A 21,675-nucleotide genomic window follows, 5' to 3' on the forward strand; every position below is an offset into this window, starting at 1 on the left:
ACGCCCCGGCACTCGTGGGAGGACCCCGTCCTCCCCACCGCTCGTCGAAGGACCCCGTCCTCCCCACCCCTCGCACGCTCGGGGCGGGACCCGGGACGGGGCCAGCGGGACCCGAGACGGGGCCGCCGGGGACGGGGCGGGCGAGCCCCGCCCCGTGTCCCCCGCCCGCCACACGCGTCACGTGTGGCGGGCGGAACTCTGCAGGGGGGCCATCACCCTCGTCACACCCGCCCCACCCGGCGCAGACGTGTCGACACTCCGGATGTCGGTGACCCGTCGCGGAGCTGACTGATCGTTACGGTCCGATCACGGTGCCGGTACCCACCGGCAGGCGTCCCCGGACGTCCCCGCCGCCGTCGCTCCTCCGACGGGTCGCCCCGTGGCACCCGCTCGGGAAGCGCTCCCGAAGAAGGTGCCCCGTGACCCGCTCGACCGGCCCCGCGCTGCTGGAGCGACCGAGCACCGACGACGGAGCGGCCACCGGCGCCATCCCCGCCGTCCCCGCCGTCGTCGAGACGACCGCGGCGCCGACCGCCGAGACCCCTGGTCCCGACACCCCCGAGGAGCCCGCCGGCGGCCGGCGTCGCCGCCTGCCCCGCCCGCCCGGCCGGCGCGGCCCCGTGTGGCTCGCCGCGCTCGTCGCCGGCGCCGTCGTCGCCGCCCTGCCCAGCATCCTGGACAGCGACACGGCCGGGCTCTCGGTCAGCGCCGCCGACTACGGCCTGGGCGTCGCCTCCGACATCGGCTTCAGCGGCGACCTCGAGGACGCCGGCGTGCGCCGCGGCATCACCGAGGCCGAGGCGCAGGCCCGGCTCGGCGAGCTGGCCGCCTCCCGCGCCGCCCGCGAGCCGAAGACCGTGCTGCCCACGCAGGGTCGGCTCACCACCTGCTTCTGCATGCGCTGGGGCACGATGCACTACGGCATCGACCTCGCCGGGCCCCTCGGCACGCCGATCCACTCCGCCACCGACGGCGTCGTCATCCGCGCCGGCCGCGCCTCCGGCTACGGCAACGCCGTCTACATCCAGGACCCCGACGGGAACGTCCACGTCTACGGCCACATGCGCTACTACGACGTCCAGGCCGGCGACATCGTGCACGCGGGCGACCAGATCGCCAAGATCGGCAACGAGGGCCAGTCCACCGGCCCGCACCTGCACTACCAGATCCACCGCGGCGGCATGAGCGGCCGCCCGATCGACCCGCAGGAGTGGCTCGCCGAGCACGGCGTGGTCATCTGAGGCCCGGTCCCGCGCTCATTGCCGGTGTTCCTCGTGGGTTGCCGGTCCTGCAGGACCGCCAACCCACGAGGAACGCCCGCAGAGCCCACCGCCGGGGTCCAGCTCCGGCCTGGTGGACCGGCTCGTGGATCTGGCCCCCCGACGTGGACGGGACGCCGCCCGTCACCTGGACCGGCGGGACGACGGCCCGCTCGACGAGCCGTACCGGAGCACGACCGGCGCGAGCTCGGCGGTGTCCTTCAGAGCTTGACGAGCGGCGCGTAGCGCAGGACGAGGCGCTTGGTCCCGCCCGAGCCGAAGTCGACCGTGGCCTGGGCCTTGTCCCCGACGCCGTTGACCTCGACGACGGTGCCCAGCCCGAAGGCGTCGTGGCTGACCCGGTCGCCGACGTCGACGGAGATGACCGGGCGGTTGCCCGCGCCGCCGCGCAGCCCGCCGGTGGACAGCCCCGTGGCCGCCACCCGCTGCTGCGCGGACCGGTAACCGGTGCTCGGCGCGGGTGTCGGCTCCTTGCCCGCCCACTGCACGGTGTCCGGCGGCAGCTCGTCGAGGAAGCGGGACGGCGGGTTGTAGGCCGGCTGCCCCCAGCTCGTGCGCACCGTGGCCCGGGAGATGAACAGCCGCTGCTGCGCCCGCGTGATGCCGACGTAGGCGAGCCGGCGCTCCTCCTCCAGCTCGCGCGGGTCCCCGAGGGCGCGCAGGTGTGGGAAGACGCCGTCCTCCATGCCGGTGAGGAAGACGACCGGGAACTCCAGGCCCTTGGCCGTGTGCAGGGTCATCATCGTGACGACGCCGGCCTCGTCCCCGGCGACGGGGATCTGGTCGGCGTCGGCGACCAGCGAGACCTGCTCCAGGAAGTCGGTCACCGAGCCGCCCGGGCTGGCCGCCTCGAACTCCGCGGCCACCGAGATGAGCTCGTTGAGGTTGTCGACGCGGCCCTCGTCCTGCGGGTCGGTGCTGGCCTCCAGCTCGGCGAGGTAGCCGGTGCGGTCGAGGATGCTCTCCAGCAGCGCGGCCGGGCCGGAGCCGGTCTCGGCCAGCTGCTCGAACTCCTCCAGCAGCGCGACGAACTCCTGGATCGCCTTGAGCGACCGCGGGGCCAGGGTGGTGACCTCCGAGCACCGGCGCAGCGCCGACCCGAACGCGATCCGCTCCCGGTCGGCGAAGGACTCGATGCAGGACTCGGCCTTCTCGCCGATCCCCCGCTTGGGCACGTTGATGATGCGGCGCAGGCTCACGACGTCGGCCGGGTTGGCGACCAGCTTGAGGTAGGCCAGCGCGTCGCGGACCTCCTTGCGCTCGTAGAAGCGCACCCCGCCGACCACCTTGTAGGGCATGCCGACGCGGATGAACACCTCCTCGAACACACGCGAGGCGTTGTTGGTCCGGTAGAAGACCGCGATGTCCTTCGGCTTGGCCTTGCCCTCATCGACCAGCGCGTCGATCTGCTCGGCGACCCAGGCGGCCTCGTCGTGCTCGTTCTCGGCGACGTAGCCCTCGATCAGCTCGCCGTCGCCGGCGTCGGTCCACAGGTTCTTCGGACGGCGGCCGGTGTTCTTGGCGATGACCTGGTTGGCCGCCCTGAGGATGCGCTGCGTGGAGCGGTAGTTCTGCTCCAGCAGGATCGTCGTCGCGTCGGGGTAGTCGCGCTCGAACTCGTCGATGTTGCGGATCGTGGCGCCGCGGAAGGCATAGATCGACTGGTCGGCGTCCCCCACCACGCACAGCTCGGCCGGCGGCACGGGACCCTCGCCGGTGCCGACGAGTTCGCGGACCAGCACGTACTGCGCGTGGTTGGTGTCCTGGTACTCGTCGACCAGGACGTGCCGGAAGCGGCGGCGGTAGTGCTCGGCGACGTCGGGGAACGCCTGCAGCAGGTTCACCGTCGTCATGATCAGGTCGTCGAAGTCCAGCGCGTGCGCCTGGCGCAGCCGCTGCTGGTAGAGCGTGTAGGCCTCGGCGAGCACCTTCTCCGGCGCCGTCCCCGGGACGTAGCTCTCCTCGTCGATGAGCTCGTTCTTCAGGTTCGACACCTGGGCGGCCAGGCTGCGGCCGGGGTAGCGCTTGGCGTCGAGGTCCAGGTCGCGGGCCACCATCGTCATGAGCCGGACCGAGTCGCCCTGGTCGTAGATCGTGAACGACGACTTCAGGCCGATCTTGGCCGCCTCGGCGCGCAGGATGCGCACGCACATCGAGTGGAACGTCGACACCCACATCGCCCGGGCACGCGGGCCGACGAGCGCGGCGACGCGCTCCTTCATCTCCCCGGCGGCCTTGTTGGTGAAGGTGATCGCCAGCACCTCGCCGGGCTGCACGCCGCGGGCCCCGAGCAGGTAGGCGATCCGGTGGGTGAGCACCCGGGTCTTGCCCGAGCCGGCGCCGGCGACGATGAGCAGCGGGCTGCCCTCGTGGACGACGGCCTGCCGCTGCGGACCGTTGAGGCCGGCGAGCATGCGGTCCAACTCCCGCCCCACCGAGCCGGACGCGGAACGCTGGAGGGACGCGGTGCCGGGGAGGGCCTGCTGGACGCTGCTCATGACCACACCACTGTAGTTCGGTCGGGTGACACGGCCCCCCCCCGTCGTGGACCGGTGTCCCCAGGGGGCACGCTGGCCACCGCCGTCGGCGCTGTGGCACACTCGCCGACGTGCTGCTCGCCACCGTCAGCTTTTACTACGGCCACCGGGATCCGGTGTCCGTCACCGCTGGCTGAGCAACCGCCGCAACAGACGCCCCGGGCCCGAGGAGCCCGGGGCGTTTCTCGTTCTCGGGGTCCGACGGCCACCGCCCCGCCCCGGAGGACCCCGATGACCGCGACTCTCCCCACCACCCCCGCCGCCGACGAGCGCATCGCCGAGCTGCGCGGGCAGATCGACGACTGCGACGCCCAGATCATCGCGCTGGTCCAGCGCCGGCTGGCCGTGTCCCGGGAGATCGGCGAGCTGCGCCGCGCCGCAGGCGGCACCCGGCTCTCGCTGTCCCGGGAGCAGCAGGTGCTCGCCCGCTTCCAGGCCGCGCTCGGCCCGGACGGCGCCGCGCTCGGCATGATGCTGCTGCGCCAGGGCCGGGGTCGTCTCTGAGGCGGGCTACTGCCGTCGCGGGTCGGCCGGCGGGTAGTCGCCGTGGCGGTGGACCAGCCACCAGTCGTCCTCGATCCGCTTGAAGACGTGCGTGACCCGGATGGTGATCGGCTGAGGTTCGCCGCCGTCGACGCGCACCGTGCCGTGCTCGAGACCGACCGTGTAGGCGAGGTCGCCGCTGACCTCCACCACGTCGTAACGCGGCACGAACTCACCGTCGCTGAACCGGCTGCCGACCCACTCGAAGGTCCGTGTGACGGCGTGGTGTCCCTTCTCGATCGGACCCCAGGCCCCGAACAAGGTCACGTCCGCGGAGTCCGCCCAGCAGGCCGCGTACGGGCCGGGGTTCCCGGCTCCGATCGCCGCCAGCCCGTCGGCGACGCGCTCCAGGGCCCGGGACAGCGCAGCATCCATGCTCTTCTCCCCCCACTCGGGTGTGCCGCCGACGAACCCACCGCGCGGCACCGAGCGGGGCCAGGATGCGACCGCAGGCCCGGCCGCGGAAGGTCCCACCGACCCGACGCCGGCAGGCGTGTCACGCCCGCCGCCGCCGTCCCGTCTCCATGTCGTCACCCCCACGGAGAGGACGACGACCATGGCCCGCATCCCGCTCGACCCGCCCCGCACCCGCCTGAACCGCCTCGCCGAGTGGTACGCACGCCGGACCTACGGCGTGGTGCCCGAACCGCTCGTCGCCATGGCGCACCACCCGCGGGTCCTCCTGACCGACGTCCGCTTCGAGACCTCGCTCGCCCGCTGGGACCGGCTCGACCGCACGCTCAAGGCCCTCGCCGTCATGGCCTCGGCCGTCACGATCGGCTGCTCCTGGTGCGTCGACTTCGGGTACTGGATCAGCACCCAGGAGGGCGTGGACCCCGCCAAGCTGCGCGCCGTCCCGCGCTGGCGGGACAGCGACGTCTTCACCGACCTGGAGCGGCGGGTGATGGCCTACGCCGAGGCGGTGACGGCGACCCCACCCGCCGTGACCGACGAGATGGTGGCCGACCTGCGGCGCGACCTGGACGACGCCCAGCTGGTCGAGCTCACCATGATGGTGGCCGTGGAGAACGTCCGGTCGCGGTTCAACAGCGCGCTCGGGCTGACCAGCCAGGGCTTCCGGGACCGCTGCGAGCTCCCGGCCACGGCATGACCGCCGCGGACGCCGGCACCGACCCGCTGGCGGCCTTCGAGCAGCACCGGCGGCTGCTGTTCACGGTCGCCTACCAGATGCTCGGGAGCGTTGCCGACGCCGAGGACGTCGTCCAGGACGCCTGGCTGCGGTGGTCGGCGACCGACCGGGCCGACGTCGCCGATCCGCGGGCCTACCTGGTGCGGATCACGTCCCGGCTGGCCCTCGACCGACTGGGCTCGGCCCGCAGCCGCCGGGAGAGCTACGTCGGGCCGTGGCTGCCCGAGCCGCTGCTCACCGCCTCCTCCCCCGTCGCAGGTGCCGCCCCGCCACCGGATCCGGACGACGCCGCCGTGCTCGGGGAGCAGGTCTCGCTCGCGCTGCTGGTGGTCCTCGAGACGCTGTCCCCGGCCGAGCGGGCCGTCTTCGTCCTCCGCGAGGTCTTCGGGCTGCCGGCGGCGGAGGTGGCCGCGATCCTGGGCCGCAGCGAAGCCGCCGTCCGGCAGACGGCGCACCGTGCGCGGGAGCACGTGCGGGCCCGGCAACCACGATTCGACACCGACCGGTTCACGCAGCGGCTGGCCACCGAGCGTTTCCTCGCCGCCTGCACCGGTGGTGACGTGGAGGCGCTCCTGGCCGCGCTGGCGCCCGACGTCGTCCTGGTGACCGACGGCGGGGGCAGGGCGAAGGCGGCGCTGCGGCCGATCCACGGCGCCGAGAAGGTGGCCCGCTTCCTGCTGGCGACCACCGCCCAGGGACTGGCGACCCCCGACTTGCACGTCGAGGTCACCGACGTCAACGGAGCTCCCGGCGTCGTCGCGTGGGTCGCGGGTGCGCCGTTCATGACGATCTCGCTGGTCCTGGTGGACGGGCTCGTCGAGCAGGTGCTGGTCGTGCGCAACCCGGAGAAGCTGGCCGGCCTGCGGAGGTGATGGCTGGGCGGCCCTCCTGCGGGGTCCCGCCGCGAGCCTGCGGGAGGCGGGCAGGAGCGGCCACTCTTCAGAGCCCGCGCCGAGCCTGCGAGGCGTGGGGGGAAGGGTGGTCCTCCAACTAGGCTCGCGGCGGTGACCTCCCCGCAGCCCCGCAGGCCCGCCGACCACGTGGAGCGCGCGCTGTGCGTGCTCGCCCACCCCGACGACGTCGACTTCGGCAGCGCGGGCACGGTGGCGACCTGGACGGCGGCCGGCACCGAGGTCACCTACCTGATCGTCACCGACGGCGACGCCGGCGGGTTCGACGAGACCCCCCGTGACCGGATGGGGCCGCTGCGCCGGGCCGAGCAGGAGGCGGCCGCCAAGGCGGTCGGTGTCACGGACGTCCGCTTCCTCGGCTACCCCGACGGCCGGCTGGAGCTCACCCTCGACCTGCGCCGCGACATCAGCCGGGTGATCCGCCAGGTCCGTCCGCAGCGGGTGCTGACCAGCTCCCCCGAGCGGATGTGGGACCGGATCGGAGCCAGTCACCCCGACCACATGACGGTCGGCGAGTCCACACTGCGAGCCGTCTACCCCGACGCGCGCAATCCCTTCGCCTTCCCCGAGCTGCTCGCCGACGAGGGCCTCGAGGCCTGGACGGTGTCCGAGGTGTGGCTGACCAGCAGCCCGCGCGCCGACCACGTCATGGACGTGACCGACGTCGTCGAGCTGAAGTTCGCCGCGCTCACGAGCCACGTGACCCAGGTCCGCCACCTCGACGACCTCGAGGGCTTCGTCACCGACTGGATGCGCCAGACCGGCCGCCGCCTGGGCCTGCCCCCGGGCCGTCTCGGCGAGGCGTTCCACGTCGTGCACACCGCCTGAGCGCAGCCGGAAACCGGAACGCAACACCCGGCTCCCAGCCGATCACCAGCCGTAACACAGGCCACGTACAACTCCCCCGTCTGCCGACTCCGAGCACCGGGAGAGCACGTGACCCGCAGCCCGCACCACCCGCCCACCGACCGGCCCGACCCGGCCGCCGCCGCCGAGCTGCTGGAGCGCGGACTCGGCCGGCGCGCGTTCGTCCGGGCCGCACTCGCGGTGGGGGCGGCCACCGCCGCAGGCGTCGCCACCGCTGCGCCGGCGTCCGCGGCCCCGACCGGCCGGACCAGGCTGCCCGGGGAGATCCTGCAGCCCGGCAGGGGCCCCATCGACGGCGACGTCTACCTGCCGTCCCGTCCGGAGGAGGTCTACTGGGGTTACCTGCCGCGCGTCGGCGACACCCCGGTCGTGCGGGTCCGCTCCGGCCGGACGATCACCGTCGACACGGTCAGCCACGAGGGGCTGCTCGAGGACCAGGGCCGTGACCCGGTGGCCTGGTTCGGCAGCAAGGGGGTCCCCCGCACGCAGGTCCTCGACGACGCGGTCGCCGTGGCCAGGGGCTACAGCCGGCACACCCGGAGCTTCGACGCCGACGGCCCGCACGTGGTCACCGGGCCGGTGTACGTCGAGGGCGCCCAGCCGGGCGATGTCCTCAAGATCGAGCCACTGACCGCACTCCCCAGGGTTCCCTACGGCGTCATCTCCAGCCGGCACGGCAAGGGTGCGCTGTCGGCCGCCTTCCTGTCGCCCGCCGGTGAGCTCGCCCCCGAGGAGGTCATGCCGCCCATCGCGACCGACGGCCGCTCCACCAAGGACCCGATGAGGTACGGCAACGTCTCGCACTTCACCCCGCTCAGCAACGGCCGGGGCGGGACGCCGGTCGCCACGCTGCCCGTGGGGAGGAACGGCAAGGTGTCGTGGCCGGTCTCCCCGTTCGCCGGTCTCATGGCGGTCGCCACCGTCACGGACGCCGGGACGCTGAACGACCCGCTCGTCAACTCGATCCCGCCCACCCTGGGTGGCGGCAACATCGACGTGAACCTGCTGACCGTCGGCTCGGCGTTCTACGTGCCGGTCGTGACCGAGGGTGCGCTGTTCTCGGTCGGCGACCCGCACATGTCGATGGGCAGCGGCGAGGCCGCGCTCACGGCGCTGGAGGGGTCGCTGCGGCTGACCTTCCGGCTCACCGTCTGCAGGAAGGGATCGGAGGACGTGCCGTCGGTCGCGTTCCACTACCCGTTCGGCGAGACCCCGGACCTCTGGGTGCCGATCGGCCTGTCGGACCCCGACGGCTCCCGGGACGGCCAGGGCAGCGACCTCGACGTCGCCAACCGGCGGGCGACGCTCAACGCGCTGGACTTCCTCCAGACGGACCTCGGCATGGACCGCTCCGTGGCCTACGCCTACCTCTCCGCGGCCGTGGACTTCACCGTCTCGCAGGTGGTCGACCGGACCGTCGGCGTGCACGGGAGCATCCCGAAGAGCCACTTCCGCTGATGACTGTTCCGCGAGATCTGCACACTCGTCGCCATCAGACGCCTGGTGAGCGCGAGTGTGCAGATCTCGCGGGGCTCACAACAAGCGGTTCGTCGCCGCCCAGCGGGTGAGCTCGTTGCGGTTGGACAGCTGCAGCTTGCGCAGCACGTTCGACGCGTGGGACTCGACCGTCTTCACCGAGATGAACAGCCGCGAACCGATCTCCCGGTAGGTGTAGCCGCGGGCGAGCAGCTGCATGACCTCCCGCTCGCGGGCACTGAGCAGGTCCAGACCGGGGTCGGTGGCCGGGTCCTCGGGCTCCGGTGCGGACGGCGTCGTCGCGGCGAACGCGTCGAGCACGAACCCGGCCAGCCGCGGGCTGAACACGACGTCCCCGTCGGCGACGCGGGCGACGGCGTCCCGCAGGTCCGGCCCGGAGATGGTCTTGGTGACGTACCCGCGGGCGCCGGCGCGGATGACGGCGATCACGTCCTCGGCCGCGTCGGACACCGACAGCGCCAGCCAGCGCACCGACGGCAGCTCGGCCCGCAGCGTCTCGAGCACGGCCCGACCGCCGCCGCCCGGCAGGTGCACGTCGAGGAGGACGACGTCGGGCACGGTGGCCCGGATGCCCTGCACGGCACCCTCGACGTCGGCGGCCTCGCCGACGACGTCCACCGCGCCGCCGAGCTCCGCGCGCACGCCCGAGCGCACCATCGCGTGGTCGTCGACCAGGAAGACGGTCGGGCGACCGGACGCGCCCGGGGACAGGCGAGTGCTCACGCGGCCGCCTCCTGGCGGGGCAGGCACAGCTCCACCTCGGTGCCCTCGCCCGGTGCCGAGCGCACCGTCGCCGTCCCGCCGAGGCGGGTCAGCCGGCCGGTGACCGAGTCGCGCAGCCCGCGCCGGTCGCCGGGCACGTCGGCGGGGTCGAACCCCGCACCGCGGTCGCGGACGAAGACGGCGACCCGCTGCGGCGACACCTCTGTGTACAGGTCGGCGACGGAGGCCCCGGAGTGCTTGGCGGCGTTGACCAGCGCCTCACGGGTGGCCGCGCCGAGGGCGGTCAGCGCGTCGTCCAGCGGGGCGTCGCCGACGACGACCGACTCGACGGTGAGCGCGTGGTCGGCCTCCACGTCCGCGACCATCCCGGACACCAGCGCCGCCCAGGTCCCGCTGCCCGCGACTGCCGCCGGCTCGTAGAGCCAGGTGCGCAGCTCGCGCTCCTGGCTGCGGGCCAGCCGGGAGACCGCGGTGGCGTCGTCGGCGTTCCGCTGGATGAGGGCGAGGGTCTGCAGCACCGAGTCGTGCAGGTGGGCGGCCACGGCGGCCCGCTCCTCGGAGCGGATGCGAGCGGTGCGCTCGGCCTCGCGTGAGGCCAGCAGCCGGCGCCACAGCGGGGCCGTGGCCAGGGCGACGCCCACCAGGATGACCAGGGTCGCGGCGAAGCCGTTGCGGGCGTTGGCCAGCTGGCCGGTGGTGGCCAGCAGGAGCACCACGCCGGCGACGCCGAGGAGCACGCCGCCGGCGAGCAGCCAGGGCAGGCCGGGACGGCTGAGCGTGCGGTCGGTGTCGAGCTGCCGCCAGATGACGGTCAGTCCGACCACGACCAGCACGAGCGGCAGGACCAGGTTGCCGCCGCCCCAGCTGCCGAGCTGGGTGACCAGGATCAGCGCGCCGAGCCCGAGCAGCCCGAGGCCCAGGGTCTGCCGGCTACTGGGCTCCTCGGTCGCCTCGTCCACGACCGGGGCGGTGTCGGCGTCGGCGACCGGCATGAAGAACCACAGCAGCGCGTAGGCCACGACGCCGATGCCCGTCGCGGCGAGCACGACGAAGGCCACTCGGACGACCAGCGGGTCGGCGCGCAGGTGCACCGCCGTCCCCGCGGCCACGCCGGCCAGCAGGCGGCCCGAGCGCGGACGCACCAGCGGCGGCCGCGCGGGCACGGGCAGGGTCGTCGTCACGCCGTCGATCGTCGCACCGCGGGAGCCCGCCCCGACACCAGGAACCACCCGGGGAGGGGGACCCGGGTCGGATGGGGGCGTTCCCTGATGGACCGCACCGCCGTCCGCGAGCAGGGTCTGTGCCATGACATCCGCACCGCCTCCCGCTCCGCCGTCGCCGGACCCCCCGGCGGCCGCGTACACCCCGCCGCCCGGGCCCCCGGCGCGGCCGCCGCTGCGGCGCAGCCGCAGCGACAAGGTCATCGGCGGCGTCGCCGGCGGCCTGGCCGACTACAGCGGCATCGACGCGCTGCTGTGGCGGGTCGGTCTCGTCGCCCTGGCGCTCGCCGGCCCCGGCATCCCCGTCTACCTGCTGCTGTGGCTGCTCATGCCGGCCGGCCCGGTCGGGGACTCCTCCGCCGTCGCCCGCGCCCCGCGCGTCACCGGGCCGCGGTCGCCGGTGCCCGGGCTGACGCTGGCCGGGCTGCTCATCGTCATCGGCTCGCTGGTCCTGCTCAGCCGGCTCACCGACTGGGACGTCGGCCCGCGGATCGTGCTGGGCACCGCACTGCTCGTCGTCGGGCTGGGTCTGGTCGCCGCCGCCTTCTCCGGCGGACGGACGGCGAGGGGCGGGCTGCTCACCCTCGGCGTGCTGCTGTCGGTCGCGCTGGTCGCGGTCGCCGCCGAGCCGTGGCGGGCCGTCGAGGGCGGCATCGACGACGTCACCTACCGGCCGCTCACCGTCGACGACGTCCGCCCGGAGTACAGCCTCGGGGTCGGTGACGCGACGCTGGACCTCACCGACCTGGACCTCGCCGGCCTCGACGGCCCGGTGACCACGGAGCTGCACGCCGGCGTCGGGGACGTCGACGTGCTGGTCCCCCGCTCGGCCGACGTCCGGGTGCGGGTCAACAGCGGCCTCGGTGAGGTCGACGTGCTGGGCCAGGGGAACGCCGAGGGCCTCGTCCGGGGCACCGGTGCCGCCTGGAGCGGGGACGACCGGGCCGAGATCGAACTGACCATCAACGCCGGTGTCGGTGACGTGGAGGTGCGCCGTGCCTGACTACAGCGAGTTCCCGACGACCCCGACCGCCTGGCAGGAACAGCAGCTGCGGGACTGGCAGATCGTCACCCCGCTGTCGACCGAGGACCCGCCCCGGCCCGAGCGCCGCGGCGTCGACCTCACCGCCCTGGTCCCGGGACTCTTCTTCGTCGTCCTGGCGATCGTGCTGATGGCCGGCGCGGTGCTGCCGATCGGCCTGGTCACCGAGGGCGGTCTGCTGTGGCTGGTCCTGATCGCCGGCGGCGTCGCCCTGCTGGTGAGCGAACTGCGCCGGGCGCGCCGCAGGCGCTGACCCATCGCACCGGAGGGTCCGGGGAGCACTCGCTCCCCGGACCCTCGTGCGTGTCGGGGCGACTCAGCCCTCGAGGCTCGCCGGCACCAGGTCGAAGCCCTCCGCTGCGGCAGCACTCCTGAGCTGTCGGTCGAAGGCCGCGACCGTGTCGCACCCCGGGAGCGCGGCCCGGGCCCCGGCGGCGCTGGCCAGCTGGACGGCGTCGTAGGCGCGCAGTCCGTGGACAGCACACATCTGGGCCGCCTCCTCGAGGAGGGCCACGGTCGTGGCGACGGGGCTGAACCGGGGAGGCTCGTCGTCGGTGCCGAACCAGTCGGCCTCCAAGGCGGCGGTGAGGATCCGAGCAGCGCCGGCGTCCAGTTCGCCGAGGCGCTGCTTGCGCCAGATGGCCGACGCGACCTCCACCCGGGCGAGCTGCGCAACGACCAGGTGGGACACCTCCCGGATCCGCTCGTGGCCCGGTTCGTCGGCATACAGCTTGACGAGTGCGCTGGAGTCGGCGAAGACGGTCACGACCGGTCGGCCGTGACGATGCCGGAGAGAGTGGTCCCCCGGCCGGCTGCAGCTCGCGCCTCGGCGACCTCCTGGGCGTTCGGGCGGCGCCGCGGTGGCCCAGAGGGCACGAGGAGCCCCGCCCTGACCAGTCGCTCCCTGAAATTAGGCACCGCTCACTCCCACTCGATGGTGCCGGGCGGCTTGCTCGTCACGTCGAGCACCACGCGGTTGACCTGGGGCACCTCGTTGGTGATCCGGGTGGAGATGCGGGCCAGGACGTCGTAGGGCAGCCGGGTCCAGTCGGCGGTCATCGCGTCCTCGCTGGACACCGGGCGCAGCACGACCGGGTGGCCGTAGGTGCGCCCGTCGCCCTGGACGCCGACCGAGCGGACGTCGGCCAGCAGCACCACGGGGCACTGCCAGATCTCGCGGTCCAGGCCGGCGGCGCTGAGCTCGGCACGGGCGATCGCGTCGGCCCTGCGCAGGACGTCGAGTCGCTCCTGGGTGACCTCGCCGATGATCCGGATGCCCAGCCCCGGACCCGGGAACGGCTGCCGCCACACCAGCGACTCGGGCAGGCCCAGCTGGAGACCGACCTCGCGCACCTCGTCCTTGAACAGCGTCCGCAGCGGCTCGACGAGGGTGAAGGTGAGGTCCTCGGGCAGCCCGCCGACGTTGTGGTGGCTCTTGATGTTCGCCGTCCCGGTACCGCCCCCGGACTCGACGACGTCCGGGTAGAGCGTGCCCTGCACGAGGAAGTCGACGGTCTCGCCGTGCGCCTGGGCGTCGGAGACGACGTCGAGGGCCGCCTGCTCGAAGACGCGGATGAACTCCCGGCCGATGGTCTTGCGCTTCTGCTCCGGGTCGCTGACCCCGGCCAGCGCGCCGAGGAACTGCTCGCGGGCGTCGACCACCCGCAGGTCGGCGCCGGTGACGGCGACGAAGTCCCGCTCGATCTGCTCGGTCTCGCCCTCGCGCATGAGCCCGTGGTCGACGTAGACGCAGGTCAGCCGGTCGCCGATGGCCCGCTGCACCAGCGCGGCCGCGACCGCGGAGTCGACCCCGCCGGACAGCGCGCACAGCGCCCGCCGGTCGCCGACCTGCGCCCGGATCCGCTCGACCTGCTCCTCGACGACGTTGGCCATCGTCCAGGTCGGCTCGAGGCCGGCGATGTCGAACAGGAAGTGCTCGAGCACCGTCTGCCCGTGCGCGGTGTGCCGCACCTCGGGGTGGAACTGCACGCCGGCGAGCTTGCGGTCGACGTCCTCGAAGGCGGCGACCGGCGCCCCGGTGGAGGTGGCGGTGACGGTGAAACCGGGCGGGGCGGCGCTGACGGCGTCCCCGTGGCTCATCCACACCGACTGCTCGACCGGCAGCGAGCCGAACAGCCGGCCCTGCGTGGTGACCGTCAGCGGCGTGCCGCCGTACTCGCGGTCGCCGGTATGCGCCACCGTGCCGCCGAGCGAGGCGGCCATCGCCTGGAAGCCGTAGCAGATGCCGAACGCCGGGACGCCGGCCTCGAACAGCGTCGGGTCGATCTGCGGGGCGCCCTCGGCGTAGACGCTGGACGGGCCGCCGGAGAGGACGATCGCCGCGGGCTTGCGCGCGACGATCTCCTCGGCCGGGACGTCGGAGGGGACGATCTCGGAGTAGACCCCGGCCTCGCGGATCCGCCGCGCGATGAGCTGGGCGTACTGCGCGCCGAAGTCGACGACGAGGACGGTCGGGAAGTCCATCAGTCGTCCTCGGTCGCCGGCTGGTAGCCGCCGATGACCAGGTCGACCCGCTGGAACTCCTTGAGGTCGCGGTAGCCGGTCTTGGCCATCGTCCGGCGCAGCGCCCCGAAGAGGTTGGTGCGGCCGTCGGCGGCGTGCGCCTCGCCCAGGAGGACGTCGTGCAGCGAACCGGCGGGGGCGATGGGAGCCGACGTCCCGCCGCGGGGCAGCCGGGGGTGGGCGGCCACGGAGTCCCACCAGACGCCGCCGCCCGGGGCCTCGGCCGCGGCGCGCAGCGGCTCGCCCAGTTGGACGGCGTCGGCGCCGCAGGCCAGTGCGCGGGCGATGGCGCCGCTGGTCTCGATCCGGCCGTTGGCGATGACGTGCACGTAGCGGCCACCGGTCTCGTCGAGGTAGTCGCGACGGGCAGCCGCGGCGTCGGCGATCGCGCTGGCGAGCGGCACCCGGATGCCCATGACGGCGTCGGTGGTCGAGAAGCTGTCGGCGCCCACGCCGACGATCACGCCGGCCGCGCCGGTGCGCATCAGGTGCAGCGCGGTCTGGTAGTTGGCCGCGCCGCCCACGATCACCGGGACGTCGAGGTCGGCGATGAAGTCCTTGAGGTTGAGCGCGTCGCCCTGGGTGGTGACGTGCTCGGCCGAGACGATCGTGCCCTGGATGACCAGCAGGTCCACGCCCGCGGCCAGCACGGCCGGCGCCAGCTGCAGGGTGTGCTGCGGCGAGACGCGCACGGCGGTGGTCACCCCGGCGTCGCGCATCTCCTTGATGCGGGCGGTGATCAGGTCGGACTCGACCGGACGGGCGTACACCTCCTGCAGCAGGGGGACCGGGGGCGGTCCGTCCCCGGCCGCGTCCCGCAGCCGCCGGTAGACCGGCGCCGGGTCGTCGTAGCGGGTCCACAGCCCCTCGGCGTTGAGCACGCCGAGGCCCCCGGCCTGGCCGACGGCGATCGCCGTGGCCGGGCTGACCACCGCGTCCGACGGGCTGGTCACCAGCGGGATGTCGAACCGGAAGGCGTCGATCTGCCAGGCGGTCGAGACGTCGTCCATGTCCCGGGTGCGCCGGGACGGGACGATCGAGACCTCGTCGAGGTCGTACCCCCGGCGGGCGAAGCGGTTGAGACCGATCTCGACGGTGTCGCGCGTGGGCATGCCTGTCACCGACCCCGGTAGTTGGGTGCTTGGACCATCTCGTTCGCGCCAGGACCCTCGTGGGACACGTCGCTCACCGGCCGCGGTAGTTCGGGGCTTCGACCGTCATCTGGATGTCGTGCGGGTGGCTCTCGACCAGGCCCGCCGAGGTGATCCGGGTCAGCTGCCCGCGCTCCTGCAGGTCGGCGATGGTCTGCGCCCCGGCGTAGCCCATCGAGGCGCGCAGGCCGCCGACGAGCTGGTGCGCCACGCCCGCGAGCGGGCCGCGGTAGGGCACCTGGCCCTCGATGCCCTCGGGGACGAGCTTGTCGTCGGAGAGGACGTCGTCGGCGAAGTAGCGGTCGCGGCTGTAGGACTGGTTGCCGCGCTTCTGCATCGCGCTCAGCGAGCCCATGCCGCGGTAGGTCTTGTACTGCTTGCCGTTGACGAAGACCAGCTCGCCCGGCGCCTCCTCGACGCCGGCGAACAGCCCGCCGATCATCACCGTGTCGGCGCCGGCGACCAGCGCCTTGGCGATGTCGCCGGAGTACTGCAGCCCGCCGTCGGCGATCACCGGGACGCCGGCCGGCCTGGCCGCCAGCGCCGCCTCGTAGATCGCGGTGACCTGCGGGACGCCGACGCCGGCCACGACGCGGGTGGTGCAGATGGAGCCCGGGCCGACGCCGACCTTCACGGCGTCCGCCCCGGCGTCGACGAGCGCCTGGGCGCCGGCGCGGGTGGCGATGTTGCCGCCGACGACCTGCACGCCGAAGTCGCCCTTGACCTGCGCCACCATCTCCAGCACCGCCCGCTGGTGGCCGTGCGCGGTGTCGACGACGAGCACGTCCACACCGGCGTCGACCAGCAGCCCGGCGCGCTTGTAGGCGTCCTCGCCGACGCCGAGGGCGGCGCCCACCACCAGGCGGCCGTCGGCGTCCTTGGTGGCGTCGGGGTACTGGTCGCGCTTGACGAAGTCCTTGACGGTGATCAGGCCGCGCAGCCGCCCGGCGTCGTCCACCAGCGGCAGCTTCTCGATCTTGTGCTTGCTCAGCAGCTGCAGGGCCGTGTCGGCGTCCACCCCGACCGGGGCGGTGACCAGCGGCATCGGCGTCATGACGTCGCGGACGAGGCGGTTCTTGTCGGTCTCGAACCGCATGTCCCGGTTGGTGCAGATGCCCACGAGCACGCCGTCGGCGTCGACCACCGGGGCGCCGGAGATGCGGTAGCGGCCGGACAGCGCATCGAGCTCGGCCAGGGTGTTGTCCGGGGAGGCGGTCACGGGGTTGGTGACCATGCCGGCCTCGGAGCGCTTCACCAGGTCGACCTGGCCGGCCTGCTCCTCGGCGGCGAGGTTGCGGTGCAGCACGCCCATGCCGCCGACCCGCGCCATCGCGATGGCCATGCGGGCCTCGGTGACGGTGTCCATCGCGCTGGAGAGCAGCGGGACCGCCAGGCGGAGGTCACGGGTCAGCCGGCTGCTGGTGTCCACCTCGGCCGGCACCACGTCGGACGCGCCGGGGATGAGCAGGACGTCGTCGTAGGTCAGGCCGAGCGGCGCGAACTTCGCCGGCAGCTCGGGGACGAACTCATCGGGCTGCATCGGTTGCCGCCACCCCTCCGGTCGGCCGGCACCCTCCTGGGCGCGCGGGGAGCCGCTTCCGATCGTAGGCGGCGCCCCGTGGGGCTCTGTGTGATGTCCGTCCGGCCACTACCGTGGCACCCGTGAGTTCTTGGGACGACGCTTCCGGGCCCGACTTCGGGTCCGCCGACCAGCCAGGTCCGCCCCCGCTGACCATGGAGGAACGGGCCGGCGTCCTGGACGACCTCGCCGAACTGGAGGTGTTCCGGACGCTGCTCGAGCCGACCGGCATCAAGGGCATCGTCGTCGACTGCCCGGACTGCGACGAGGAGCACCACGTCGACTGGGCCCTGATGCAGGCCAACCTCCGCCAGCTGCTCGAGGAGGGCCAGACCGGCCGGCACGAGCCGCCGTTCGACCCCGATCCCGACGACTACGTCAGCTGGGACTACGCCAGCGGCTACGCCGACGGGGTCGCCGCGATGGCCGAGCGCGAGGAGCCCGGCAGCGACGGCGGCCGCGCCGGGAAGCACGCCCGCGATGACTGAGCGACCTCAGCACGGCTGACGGGGGGTGACGGATCCGGCTGGATCACCGAGGCAGTCCCTGGCGGACGACGCCTCGTGGACGTCATGACGCTCTCGCCGGGTCCACCTCCGACCCCTGTGCTCACCCACTGACGGTGCGTGCCACCCCTGGTGCCGTAGGCCCCCGGGGAGCCCGTGAGGACACCGTCCTCACGGCGTCTCCTGCGGTGCACAGGGGTCCGTGACCCTGCCGGCGCCGACCGCTCGCATCGTCCTCCTGCCAGGCCCCGGCCCGTCGCGGGCGACCTCGCGTCCACGAGGTCGCCGGTCCAGGGCGTCCGTGATGCGGCGGTGACGCGGTCGTGACGATCCAGCCGCAGGATCCGCGGTGCGGTTCGTCGTCGTGGTGACCGCTCAGGAGGCTGCGAGATGTCAGATCCCGTCCCGCCTGACCAGTGGGAGCAGCGCGCCGGACGGCCCGTGGGTGGCCCCCCACCCCCGCGCCCGGACGTCGTGCAGGTCACCGAGGCCGACCTCGAAACGCAGGCGGAACTCCCGTCGGAGCACGCCCCCTCCCCTCCGGCTGGTGCGCCCGTCCACCTGATGCCCGACCTCGCCCCACCGGACCCGACCCCTCACGCACAGGACCGGCCGGCGCGCTGGCGCCGGCCCCCGGGGCAGGAGGACGACCGGGGCGAGCCCACCGGCTCCGATGACGCCGCCTCACCGGTACGGCGATCCACGCCCGAGACGGGTCCGCCCACCCCGCGCACCGAGGAGGCCCGGCGATGACTGCTCCGCTCCCGCCCTCCGAGTGGGACACGCCGGCCGGCGGCTCCGAGCGGCGGGCCGACGACACCGTGCACACGTTCCCGCCCCGGCCGGAGGTCGTGGAGGTGACCGGAGCCGATCTCGCCGAGCGCGCAGTGGCGGCGGCCGAGCACGAAGCTCACCGTCCGGACGACGCACCCCTCCGCCCCACGCCGCGACTGCTCCGACCCGAACTGCAGCGGCGTCCTCTGTGGCGGCGCCCACCCGGGCAGCAGGACGACGTCGGAGAGCCGGCCACGGTGTTCGCGCCGGACACCCGGTCGGTCATCCAGGACACCACCTACCCGTGGCGCACCTGCGGCCGGGTGGCGGTGCCCGGGGGCTGGGGGTCGGGTGTCATGGTCGGCCGCCGGCACATGATGACGGCCAGCCACGTCGTCCCCTGGCTGCCGAACGGCGGCTCTGACTGGCTGACGTTCACCCCGATGCAGTACGACACCAGCACCCCGTTCGGCTCCGCCCACGTCACCCGCATCTACTGGTGGCAACGGGTCAACGGCGGCGACGGCATCCAGTCCAACGAGGCGGCCTTCGACTACGTGGTCTGCGTGCTCAGCGCGAACCTGGGCGACTCCACCGGCTGGATGGGTTCGCGGGAGTACTCGTCGGACTGGAACGGGCTCGTCCGCTGGGCGCACATCGGATACCCCCAGGACATCGGCTCCGGCGTCCGGCCGGTGTACACGACCAACGGCGTCATGGACAGCACCGTCGCCGAGACCAGCGGGGGACGGAACTCGTTCCGGGTGATGCACCGCAACGACCTCGTGCCCGGTCAGTCCGGCGGGCCGTACTTCGGTTGGTGGTCGGGCGACACCGGCCCGCGGGTGGTGGTGACCCAGAGCGCGGAGAACTGGGGGGCGGCGGGTGGCCCCAACGCGGGCGGGGGCGGCCGGGCACTGCCCGAGTTGATCAACTACGCGCTCTCCGTCGAGCCCTGACCGGCGCGTCGCTGCCCCACCTACACCGCTGGGCCGCTCAGCGAGACCGGGGCGGGCCGAGAGGTGCCCGACCGCGCACACGTGCACGTCAGGAGCCGAGCGTTGCTGCGCGGCCCCCGCTGTCGACCGTCTCGGCCGGCGGGATGTCCCCTCGCGACGTCCCAGGGGCGCTGATCACCTCGGTGATCAGCGCCCCTGGGACGATCGCGGGCTCCGGCTCCGGCTCCGGCTGACCGTGCACGACCGGAGCCCGGATCCCCGGAGCGGCTCAGCTCATCATGCCGCGGCGGAACCCCGTGGCCACCGCCTCGGCGCGGTCCTTGGCGCCCAGCTTGCGGAACAGCCGTCGGGCGTGGGTCTTGATGGTGTCCTCGGACAGGTAGAGCTCGCGGCCGATCTGGGCGTTGCTCTTGCCCTGGCTCATGCCGGTGAGCACCTGCATCTCGCGCATCGAGAGGCTGACCGGCGCGGGCTCGCGGACGGTCGAGCGCACCGTCGTGGGCGCGGTACCGGCCAGCGGGGTGACACCGTTCCAGGCCGGCGTCCCGTTGCCGTGCCCGGTGTGCGCGCCGACCGAGGCCAGCGGCACCGGCTGCGACGGGACGGACGGCACAGGGCCGCGGCCGTCGACCCGCAGGCCGACCCGCGACAGGCCCAGGCCCATCTCCAGCGCGGTCGCGTCCCAGCGCAGGTAGCCGCGGGCGCCGGCCGCGACCGCCGCCCGGACGGTCTCGGCGTCGTCGGGGGCGCCGAGGACCAGCACCGGCAGCCGCGGGTGGGCCCGCAGCGCCTGGGTGGCGACGGTCAACCCGGAGTCCATGGCGCGCTGCGTGCCGATCAGCAGGACGTCGGGCTGGCGCGTGGCCAGCCGGGCCATGAGGGCGGCGGCGTCGCCGACGACCTCCACCCGTCCCACGAACGGCAGCGCCACCAGCCGCCCCGCGACGTCGTCGCGGACCCGCCGGCGCTCGTCGTAGACCCACACGCACGTCGTGCCGTGCCCAGGGCCGCGCATCCTGTCGTCGATCACGCCTGCTCCTCGCTCGCCGGCCACACGTCCCTTGGCCGGGTCCCACCGCCCGGATCCCCCGGCCGGGTGTCGCTCGGACGTGCGGTCCCGTCCGGGGACCCGCCGTCGTCGCTGCGGCCGGAACCGGCACCGCCGACGGGTGTCCCGTGGCGGTGGTCGGCACGGCCTGCAGCCACCTTGATCGACTCCGGGGAGCGGCAACACCCGCTCTCACCCAGCGGGGGGAGAGCGGAACAGAGAAAATGCAGGGTCGCCGCGGGTTTGACCCGCGGAGGGCTCGGGCACCGGCCCCCTTGCAGCCGGACCGCCCCCTCCGGCTCGCACCGAGCCGAGGAGGACGAATGGCCGACATCCGCCGCCTGCCCACCCCCGTCGCCGAGGTCTGGGACTGGCAGCTGCACGGCGCCTGCCGCGGGGAGAGCACGGCTCTCTTCTTCCACCCGGACGGCGAGCGTGGCCCGGCTCGGGCCCGTCGCCAGGCGGCCGCCAAGGCGGTCTGTGCCCGCTGCCCGGTCATCGAGTCCTGCCTGAAGCACGCGCTGTCGGTCCGCGAGCCCTACGGGGTCTGGGGCGGCATGAGTGAGGAGGAGCGGGCCCGGCTGATCGCCGCGGAGCCCGCCGCCGTCGCCGCGGGGGTCTGAAGAGGGGCCTCCCTGCCCCACCGCTCGCAGGCTCGCGGTGGGGCCCTGGAGAGAGGTCGCCGTCCTCCTCGCCGCTCGCAGGCTCGCGGCGAGCCTCGGGACGGGGCGACCGTCGAGACGCCGACAGGGCCGGTCCAGCAGCTGCTGGACCGGCCCTCTCGGCGTCTCCGCGGGGCTACGCCAGGCGCTCGGCCCGCATCAGCTCGTCGTGCACCCACGTCCGGCCGCGGTCCCGGGACGTCTCCGCCGACCAGGTGAAGGAGTCCGGGGTGACGTCGGTGAACCGCCACCGCAGCCACGGTTCCTCGTCGTCGCTGAGCAGCTCCACGTCCGCACCGTGCGCCCGCCCGGTGAAGCGCCGGACCCGGCCGTTCACCGGGTCCATCCAGGTCGACAGCCACCGGTCCCCGTCCGGGTGCAGGAAGCGCACCGTGGTCCCGTGGAAGGCCAGCGGCGGCACCCCGGCACCGGGCTCACCCCGGCCGGGCACGATCCACACGTCCTGGACGGCGCGCCCGCCGAGGACCCAGCCGACGTGCAGCTCGCCGGTCGCGCGGTGCCACGTGCCGTCGGGTGTCAGGCCGCGCCAGTGCAGCCGCCAGGCCCCGACGAGCCGGCCGAAGTCGTCGAGGGCCCCGGGGTGCGCCGGGCCCGGGGCGTGCAACGCGTCGGCCAGCATCCCGCCATGGTGGTCGAGGACCACCCGAGCGCCCACCCCTCGCTGAGCGCAGACGACGGAGGG

22 protein-coding genes are annotated in these 21,675 nt (G+C 74.0%); 11 read left to right on the forward strand and 11 right to left on the reverse strand.

The features are described from left to right. Window positions 1-419 precede the first annotated feature (419 nt). Window positions 420-1,241 (forward strand): M23 family metallopeptidase, encoded by an 822-nt coding sequence (locus ACU610_RS16230; RefSeq protein WP_446768743.1) that lies wholly within the window; start codon window positions 420-422, stop codon window positions 1,239-1,241. Between the two features lie 239 nt (window positions 1,242-1,480). Here ACU610_RS16230 and pcrA read toward each other — a convergent pair whose 3' ends face one another. Continuing rightward, complete coding sequence (gene pcrA / locus ACU610_RS16235) at window positions 1,481-3,778, reverse strand: DNA helicase PcrA (RefSeq protein ID WP_446768744.1); 2,298 nt, start codon at window positions 3,776-3,778, stop codon at window positions 1,481-1,483. 270 nt (window positions 3,779-4,048) lie between these two features. On the opposite strand from pcrA, the gene ACU610_RS16240 reads away from it, so the two are divergent. Beyond that, window positions 4,049-4,321, forward strand: a complete 273-nt coding sequence (locus tag ACU610_RS16240; RefSeq protein WP_446768745.1) for a chorismate mutase — start codon at window positions 4,049-4,051, stop codon at window positions 4,319-4,321. A 6-nt stretch (window positions 4,322-4,327) separates the two neighbouring features. Here ACU610_RS16240 and ACU610_RS16245 read toward each other — a convergent pair whose 3' ends face one another. Next, window positions 4,328-4,735, reverse strand: coding sequence for a YybH family protein (locus tag ACU610_RS16245; RefSeq protein WP_446768746.1), 408 nt, complete (start codon window positions 4,733-4,735; stop codon window positions 4,328-4,330). 181 nt (window positions 4,736-4,916) lie between these two features. On the opposite strand from ACU610_RS16245, the gene ACU610_RS16250 reads away from it, so the two are divergent. From ACU610_RS16250 to ACU610_RS16265, 4 genes are all read left to right on the forward strand, one after another. Beyond that, window positions 4,917-5,471, forward strand: a complete 555-nt coding sequence (locus tag ACU610_RS16250; protein WP_446768747.1) for a carboxymuconolactone decarboxylase family protein — start codon at window positions 4,917-4,919, stop codon at window positions 5,469-5,471. Continuing rightward, window positions 5,468-6,382: an RNA polymerase sigma factor SigJ gene (gene sigJ / locus ACU610_RS16255; protein WP_446768748.1), complete on the forward strand. Its 915-nt coding sequence runs from the start codon at window positions 5,468-5,470 to the stop codon at window positions 6,380-6,382. Before ACU610_RS16250 ends, sigJ begins: the two co-directional genes overlap by 4 nt. A gap of 132 nt (window positions 6,383-6,514) precedes the next feature. After that, on the forward strand, window positions 6,515-7,249 hold the full coding sequence (locus ACU610_RS16260) for a PIG-L deacetylase family protein (RefSeq protein WP_446768749.1): 735 nt from the start codon (window positions 6,515-6,517) through the stop codon (window positions 7,247-7,249). 108 nt (window positions 7,250-7,357) lie between these two features. After that, entirely contained in the window at window positions 7,358-8,746 is a 1,389-nt protein-coding gene (locus ACU610_RS16265; RefSeq protein ID WP_446768750.1) for an acetamidase/formamidase family protein, read from the forward strand. 75 nt (window positions 8,747-8,821) lie between these two features. On the opposite strand, the gene ACU610_RS16270 is transcribed toward ACU610_RS16265, so the two are convergent. Both ACU610_RS16270 and ACU610_RS16275 read right to left on the reverse strand, forming a co-directional pair. Next, window positions 8,822-9,508 (reverse strand): response regulator, encoded by a 687-nt coding sequence (locus ACU610_RS16270; RefSeq protein ID WP_446768751.1) that lies wholly within the window; start codon window positions 9,506-9,508, stop codon window positions 8,822-8,824. Next, window positions 9,505-10,689, reverse strand: coding sequence for an ATP-binding protein (locus ACU610_RS16275; protein ID WP_446768752.1), 1,185 nt, complete (start codon window positions 10,687-10,689; stop codon window positions 9,505-9,507). Before ACU610_RS16275 ends, ACU610_RS16270 begins: the two co-directional genes overlap by 4 nt. Window positions 10,690-10,813: 124 nt before the next feature. On the opposite strand from ACU610_RS16275, the gene ACU610_RS16280 reads away from it, so the two are divergent. Continuing rightward, window positions 10,814-11,731, forward strand: a complete 918-nt coding sequence (locus ACU610_RS16280) for a PspC domain-containing protein (protein ID WP_446768753.1) — start codon at window positions 10,814-10,816, stop codon at window positions 11,729-11,731. Next, complete coding sequence (locus ACU610_RS16285) at window positions 11,724-12,023, forward strand: hypothetical protein (protein WP_446768754.1); 300 nt, start codon at window positions 11,724-11,726, stop codon at window positions 12,021-12,023. Before ACU610_RS16280 ends, ACU610_RS16285 begins: the two co-directional genes overlap by 8 nt. Before the next feature lie 63 nt (window positions 12,024-12,086). Here ACU610_RS16285 and ACU610_RS16290 read toward each other — a convergent pair whose 3' ends face one another. The 4 genes from ACU610_RS16290 to guaB form a co-directional block, all read right to left on the reverse strand. Further along, the gene (locus ACU610_RS16290) at window positions 12,087-12,536 is read right to left on the reverse strand and encodes a type II toxin-antitoxin system VapC family toxin (protein ID WP_446768755.1); all 450 of its coding nucleotides are present in this window, start codon (window positions 12,534-12,536) and stop codon (window positions 12,087-12,089) included. Between the two features lie 155 nt (window positions 12,537-12,691). After that, a complete protein-coding gene (gene guaA, locus ACU610_RS16295; RefSeq protein ID WP_446768756.1) occupies window positions 12,692-14,254 on the reverse strand; it encodes a glutamine-hydrolyzing GMP synthase in 1,563 nt (520 codons plus the stop codon). After that, window positions 14,254-15,405 carry a GuaB3 family IMP dehydrogenase-related protein gene (locus tag ACU610_RS16300; protein ID WP_446768757.1) on the reverse strand — a complete coding sequence of 384 codons (1,152 nt, stop codon included), beginning with the start codon at window positions 15,403-15,405 and terminating at the stop codon, window positions 14,254-14,256. The genes guaA and ACU610_RS16300 overlap by 1 nt, the downstream gene beginning before the upstream one ends. A gap of 73 nt (window positions 15,406-15,478) precedes the next feature. Beyond that, a complete protein-coding gene (gene guaB, locus ACU610_RS16305) occupies window positions 15,479-16,984 on the reverse strand; it encodes an IMP dehydrogenase (protein WP_446768758.1) in 1,506 nt (501 codons plus the stop codon). Between the two features lie 122 nt (window positions 16,985-17,106). Between guaB and ACU610_RS16310 the strand changes: the two genes are divergently transcribed. Then, window positions 17,107-17,511, forward strand: coding sequence for a DUF5319 family protein (locus tag ACU610_RS16310; protein WP_446768759.1), 405 nt, complete (start codon window positions 17,107-17,109; stop codon window positions 17,509-17,511). A 411-nt stretch (window positions 17,512-17,922) separates the two neighbouring features. On the opposite strand, the gene ACU610_RS16315 is transcribed toward ACU610_RS16310, so the two are convergent. Then, window positions 17,923-18,057: a hypothetical protein gene (locus ACU610_RS16315; protein WP_446768760.1), complete on the reverse strand. Its 135-nt coding sequence runs from the start codon at window positions 18,055-18,057 to the stop codon at window positions 17,923-17,925. A 221-nt stretch (window positions 18,058-18,278) separates the two neighbouring features. Between ACU610_RS16315 and ACU610_RS16320 the strand changes: the two genes are divergently transcribed. Continuing rightward, window positions 18,279-19,262, forward strand: a complete 984-nt coding sequence (locus ACU610_RS16320; RefSeq protein WP_446768761.1) for a trypsin-like serine peptidase — start codon at window positions 18,279-18,281, stop codon at window positions 19,260-19,262. A gap of 268 nt (window positions 19,263-19,530) precedes the next feature. Here the strand turns inward: ACU610_RS16320 and ACU610_RS16325 are convergent, their stop codons facing one another. After that, the gene (locus ACU610_RS16325) at window positions 19,531-20,292 is read right to left on the reverse strand and encodes a response regulator transcription factor (protein WP_446768762.1); all 762 of its coding nucleotides are present in this window, start codon (window positions 20,290-20,292) and stop codon (window positions 19,531-19,533) included. 341 nt (window positions 20,293-20,633) lie between these two features. Between ACU610_RS16325 and ACU610_RS16330 the strand changes: the two genes are divergently transcribed. After that, entirely contained in the window at window positions 20,634-20,933 is a 300-nt protein-coding gene (locus tag ACU610_RS16330; RefSeq protein ID WP_446768763.1) for a WhiB family transcriptional regulator, read from the forward strand. Window positions 20,934-21,108: 175 nt separating this feature from the next. Here the strand turns inward: ACU610_RS16330 and ACU610_RS16335 are convergent, their stop codons facing one another. Beyond that, window positions 21,109-21,612 (reverse strand): hypothetical protein, encoded by a 504-nt coding sequence (locus ACU610_RS16335; protein WP_446768764.1) that lies wholly within the window; start codon window positions 21,610-21,612, stop codon window positions 21,109-21,111. Window positions 21,613-21,675 lie beyond the last annotated feature (63 nt).

This window comes from Geodermatophilus sp. URMC 61 (assembly GCF_052931555.1).

Coding starts and splice junctions, on each gene's coding strand:
- pcrA (WP_446768744.1), bottom strand. CDS start 3,778: ATGAGCAGCGTCCAGCAGGCCCTCCCCGGCACCGCGTCCCTCCAGCGT.
- ACU610_RS16250 (WP_446768747.1), top strand. CDS start 4,917: ATGGCCCGCATCCCGCTCGACCCGCCCCGCACCCGCCTGAACCGCCTC.
- ACU610_RS16245 (WP_446768746.1), bottom strand. CDS start 4,735: ATGGATGCTGCGCTGTCCCGGGCCCTGGAGCGCGTCGCCGACGGGCTG.
- ACU610_RS16240 (WP_446768745.1), top strand. CDS start 4,049: ATGACCGCGACTCTCCCCACCACCCCCGCCGCCGACGAGCGCATCGCC.
- ACU610_RS16320 (WP_446768761.1), top strand. CDS start 18,279: ATGACTGCTCCGCTCCCGCCCTCCGAGTGGGACACGCCGGCCGGCGGC.
- ACU610_RS16330 (WP_446768763.1), top strand. CDS start 20,634: ATGGCCGACATCCGCCGCCTGCCCACCCCCGTCGCCGAGGTCTGGGAC.
- ACU610_RS16335 (WP_446768764.1), bottom strand. CDS start 21,612: ATGCTGGCCGACGCGTTGCACGCCCCGGGCCCGGCGCACCCCGGGGCC.
- ACU610_RS16300 (WP_446768757.1), bottom strand. CDS start 15,405: ATGCCCACGCGCGACACCGTCGAGATCGGTCTCAACCGCTTCGCCCGC.
- guaA (WP_446768756.1), bottom strand. CDS start 14,254: ATGGACTTCCCGACCGTCCTCGTCGTCGACTTCGGCGCGCAGTACGCC.
- ACU610_RS16280 (WP_446768753.1), top strand. CDS start 10,814: ATGACATCCGCACCGCCTCCCGCTCCGCCGTCGCCGGACCCCCCGGCG.
- guaB (WP_446768758.1), bottom strand. CDS start 16,984: ATGCAGCCCGATGAGTTCGTCCCCGAGCTGCCGGCGAAGTTCGCGCCG.
- sigJ (WP_446768748.1), top strand. CDS start 5,468: ATGACCGCCGCGGACGCCGGCACCGACCCGCTGGCGGCCTTCGAGCAG.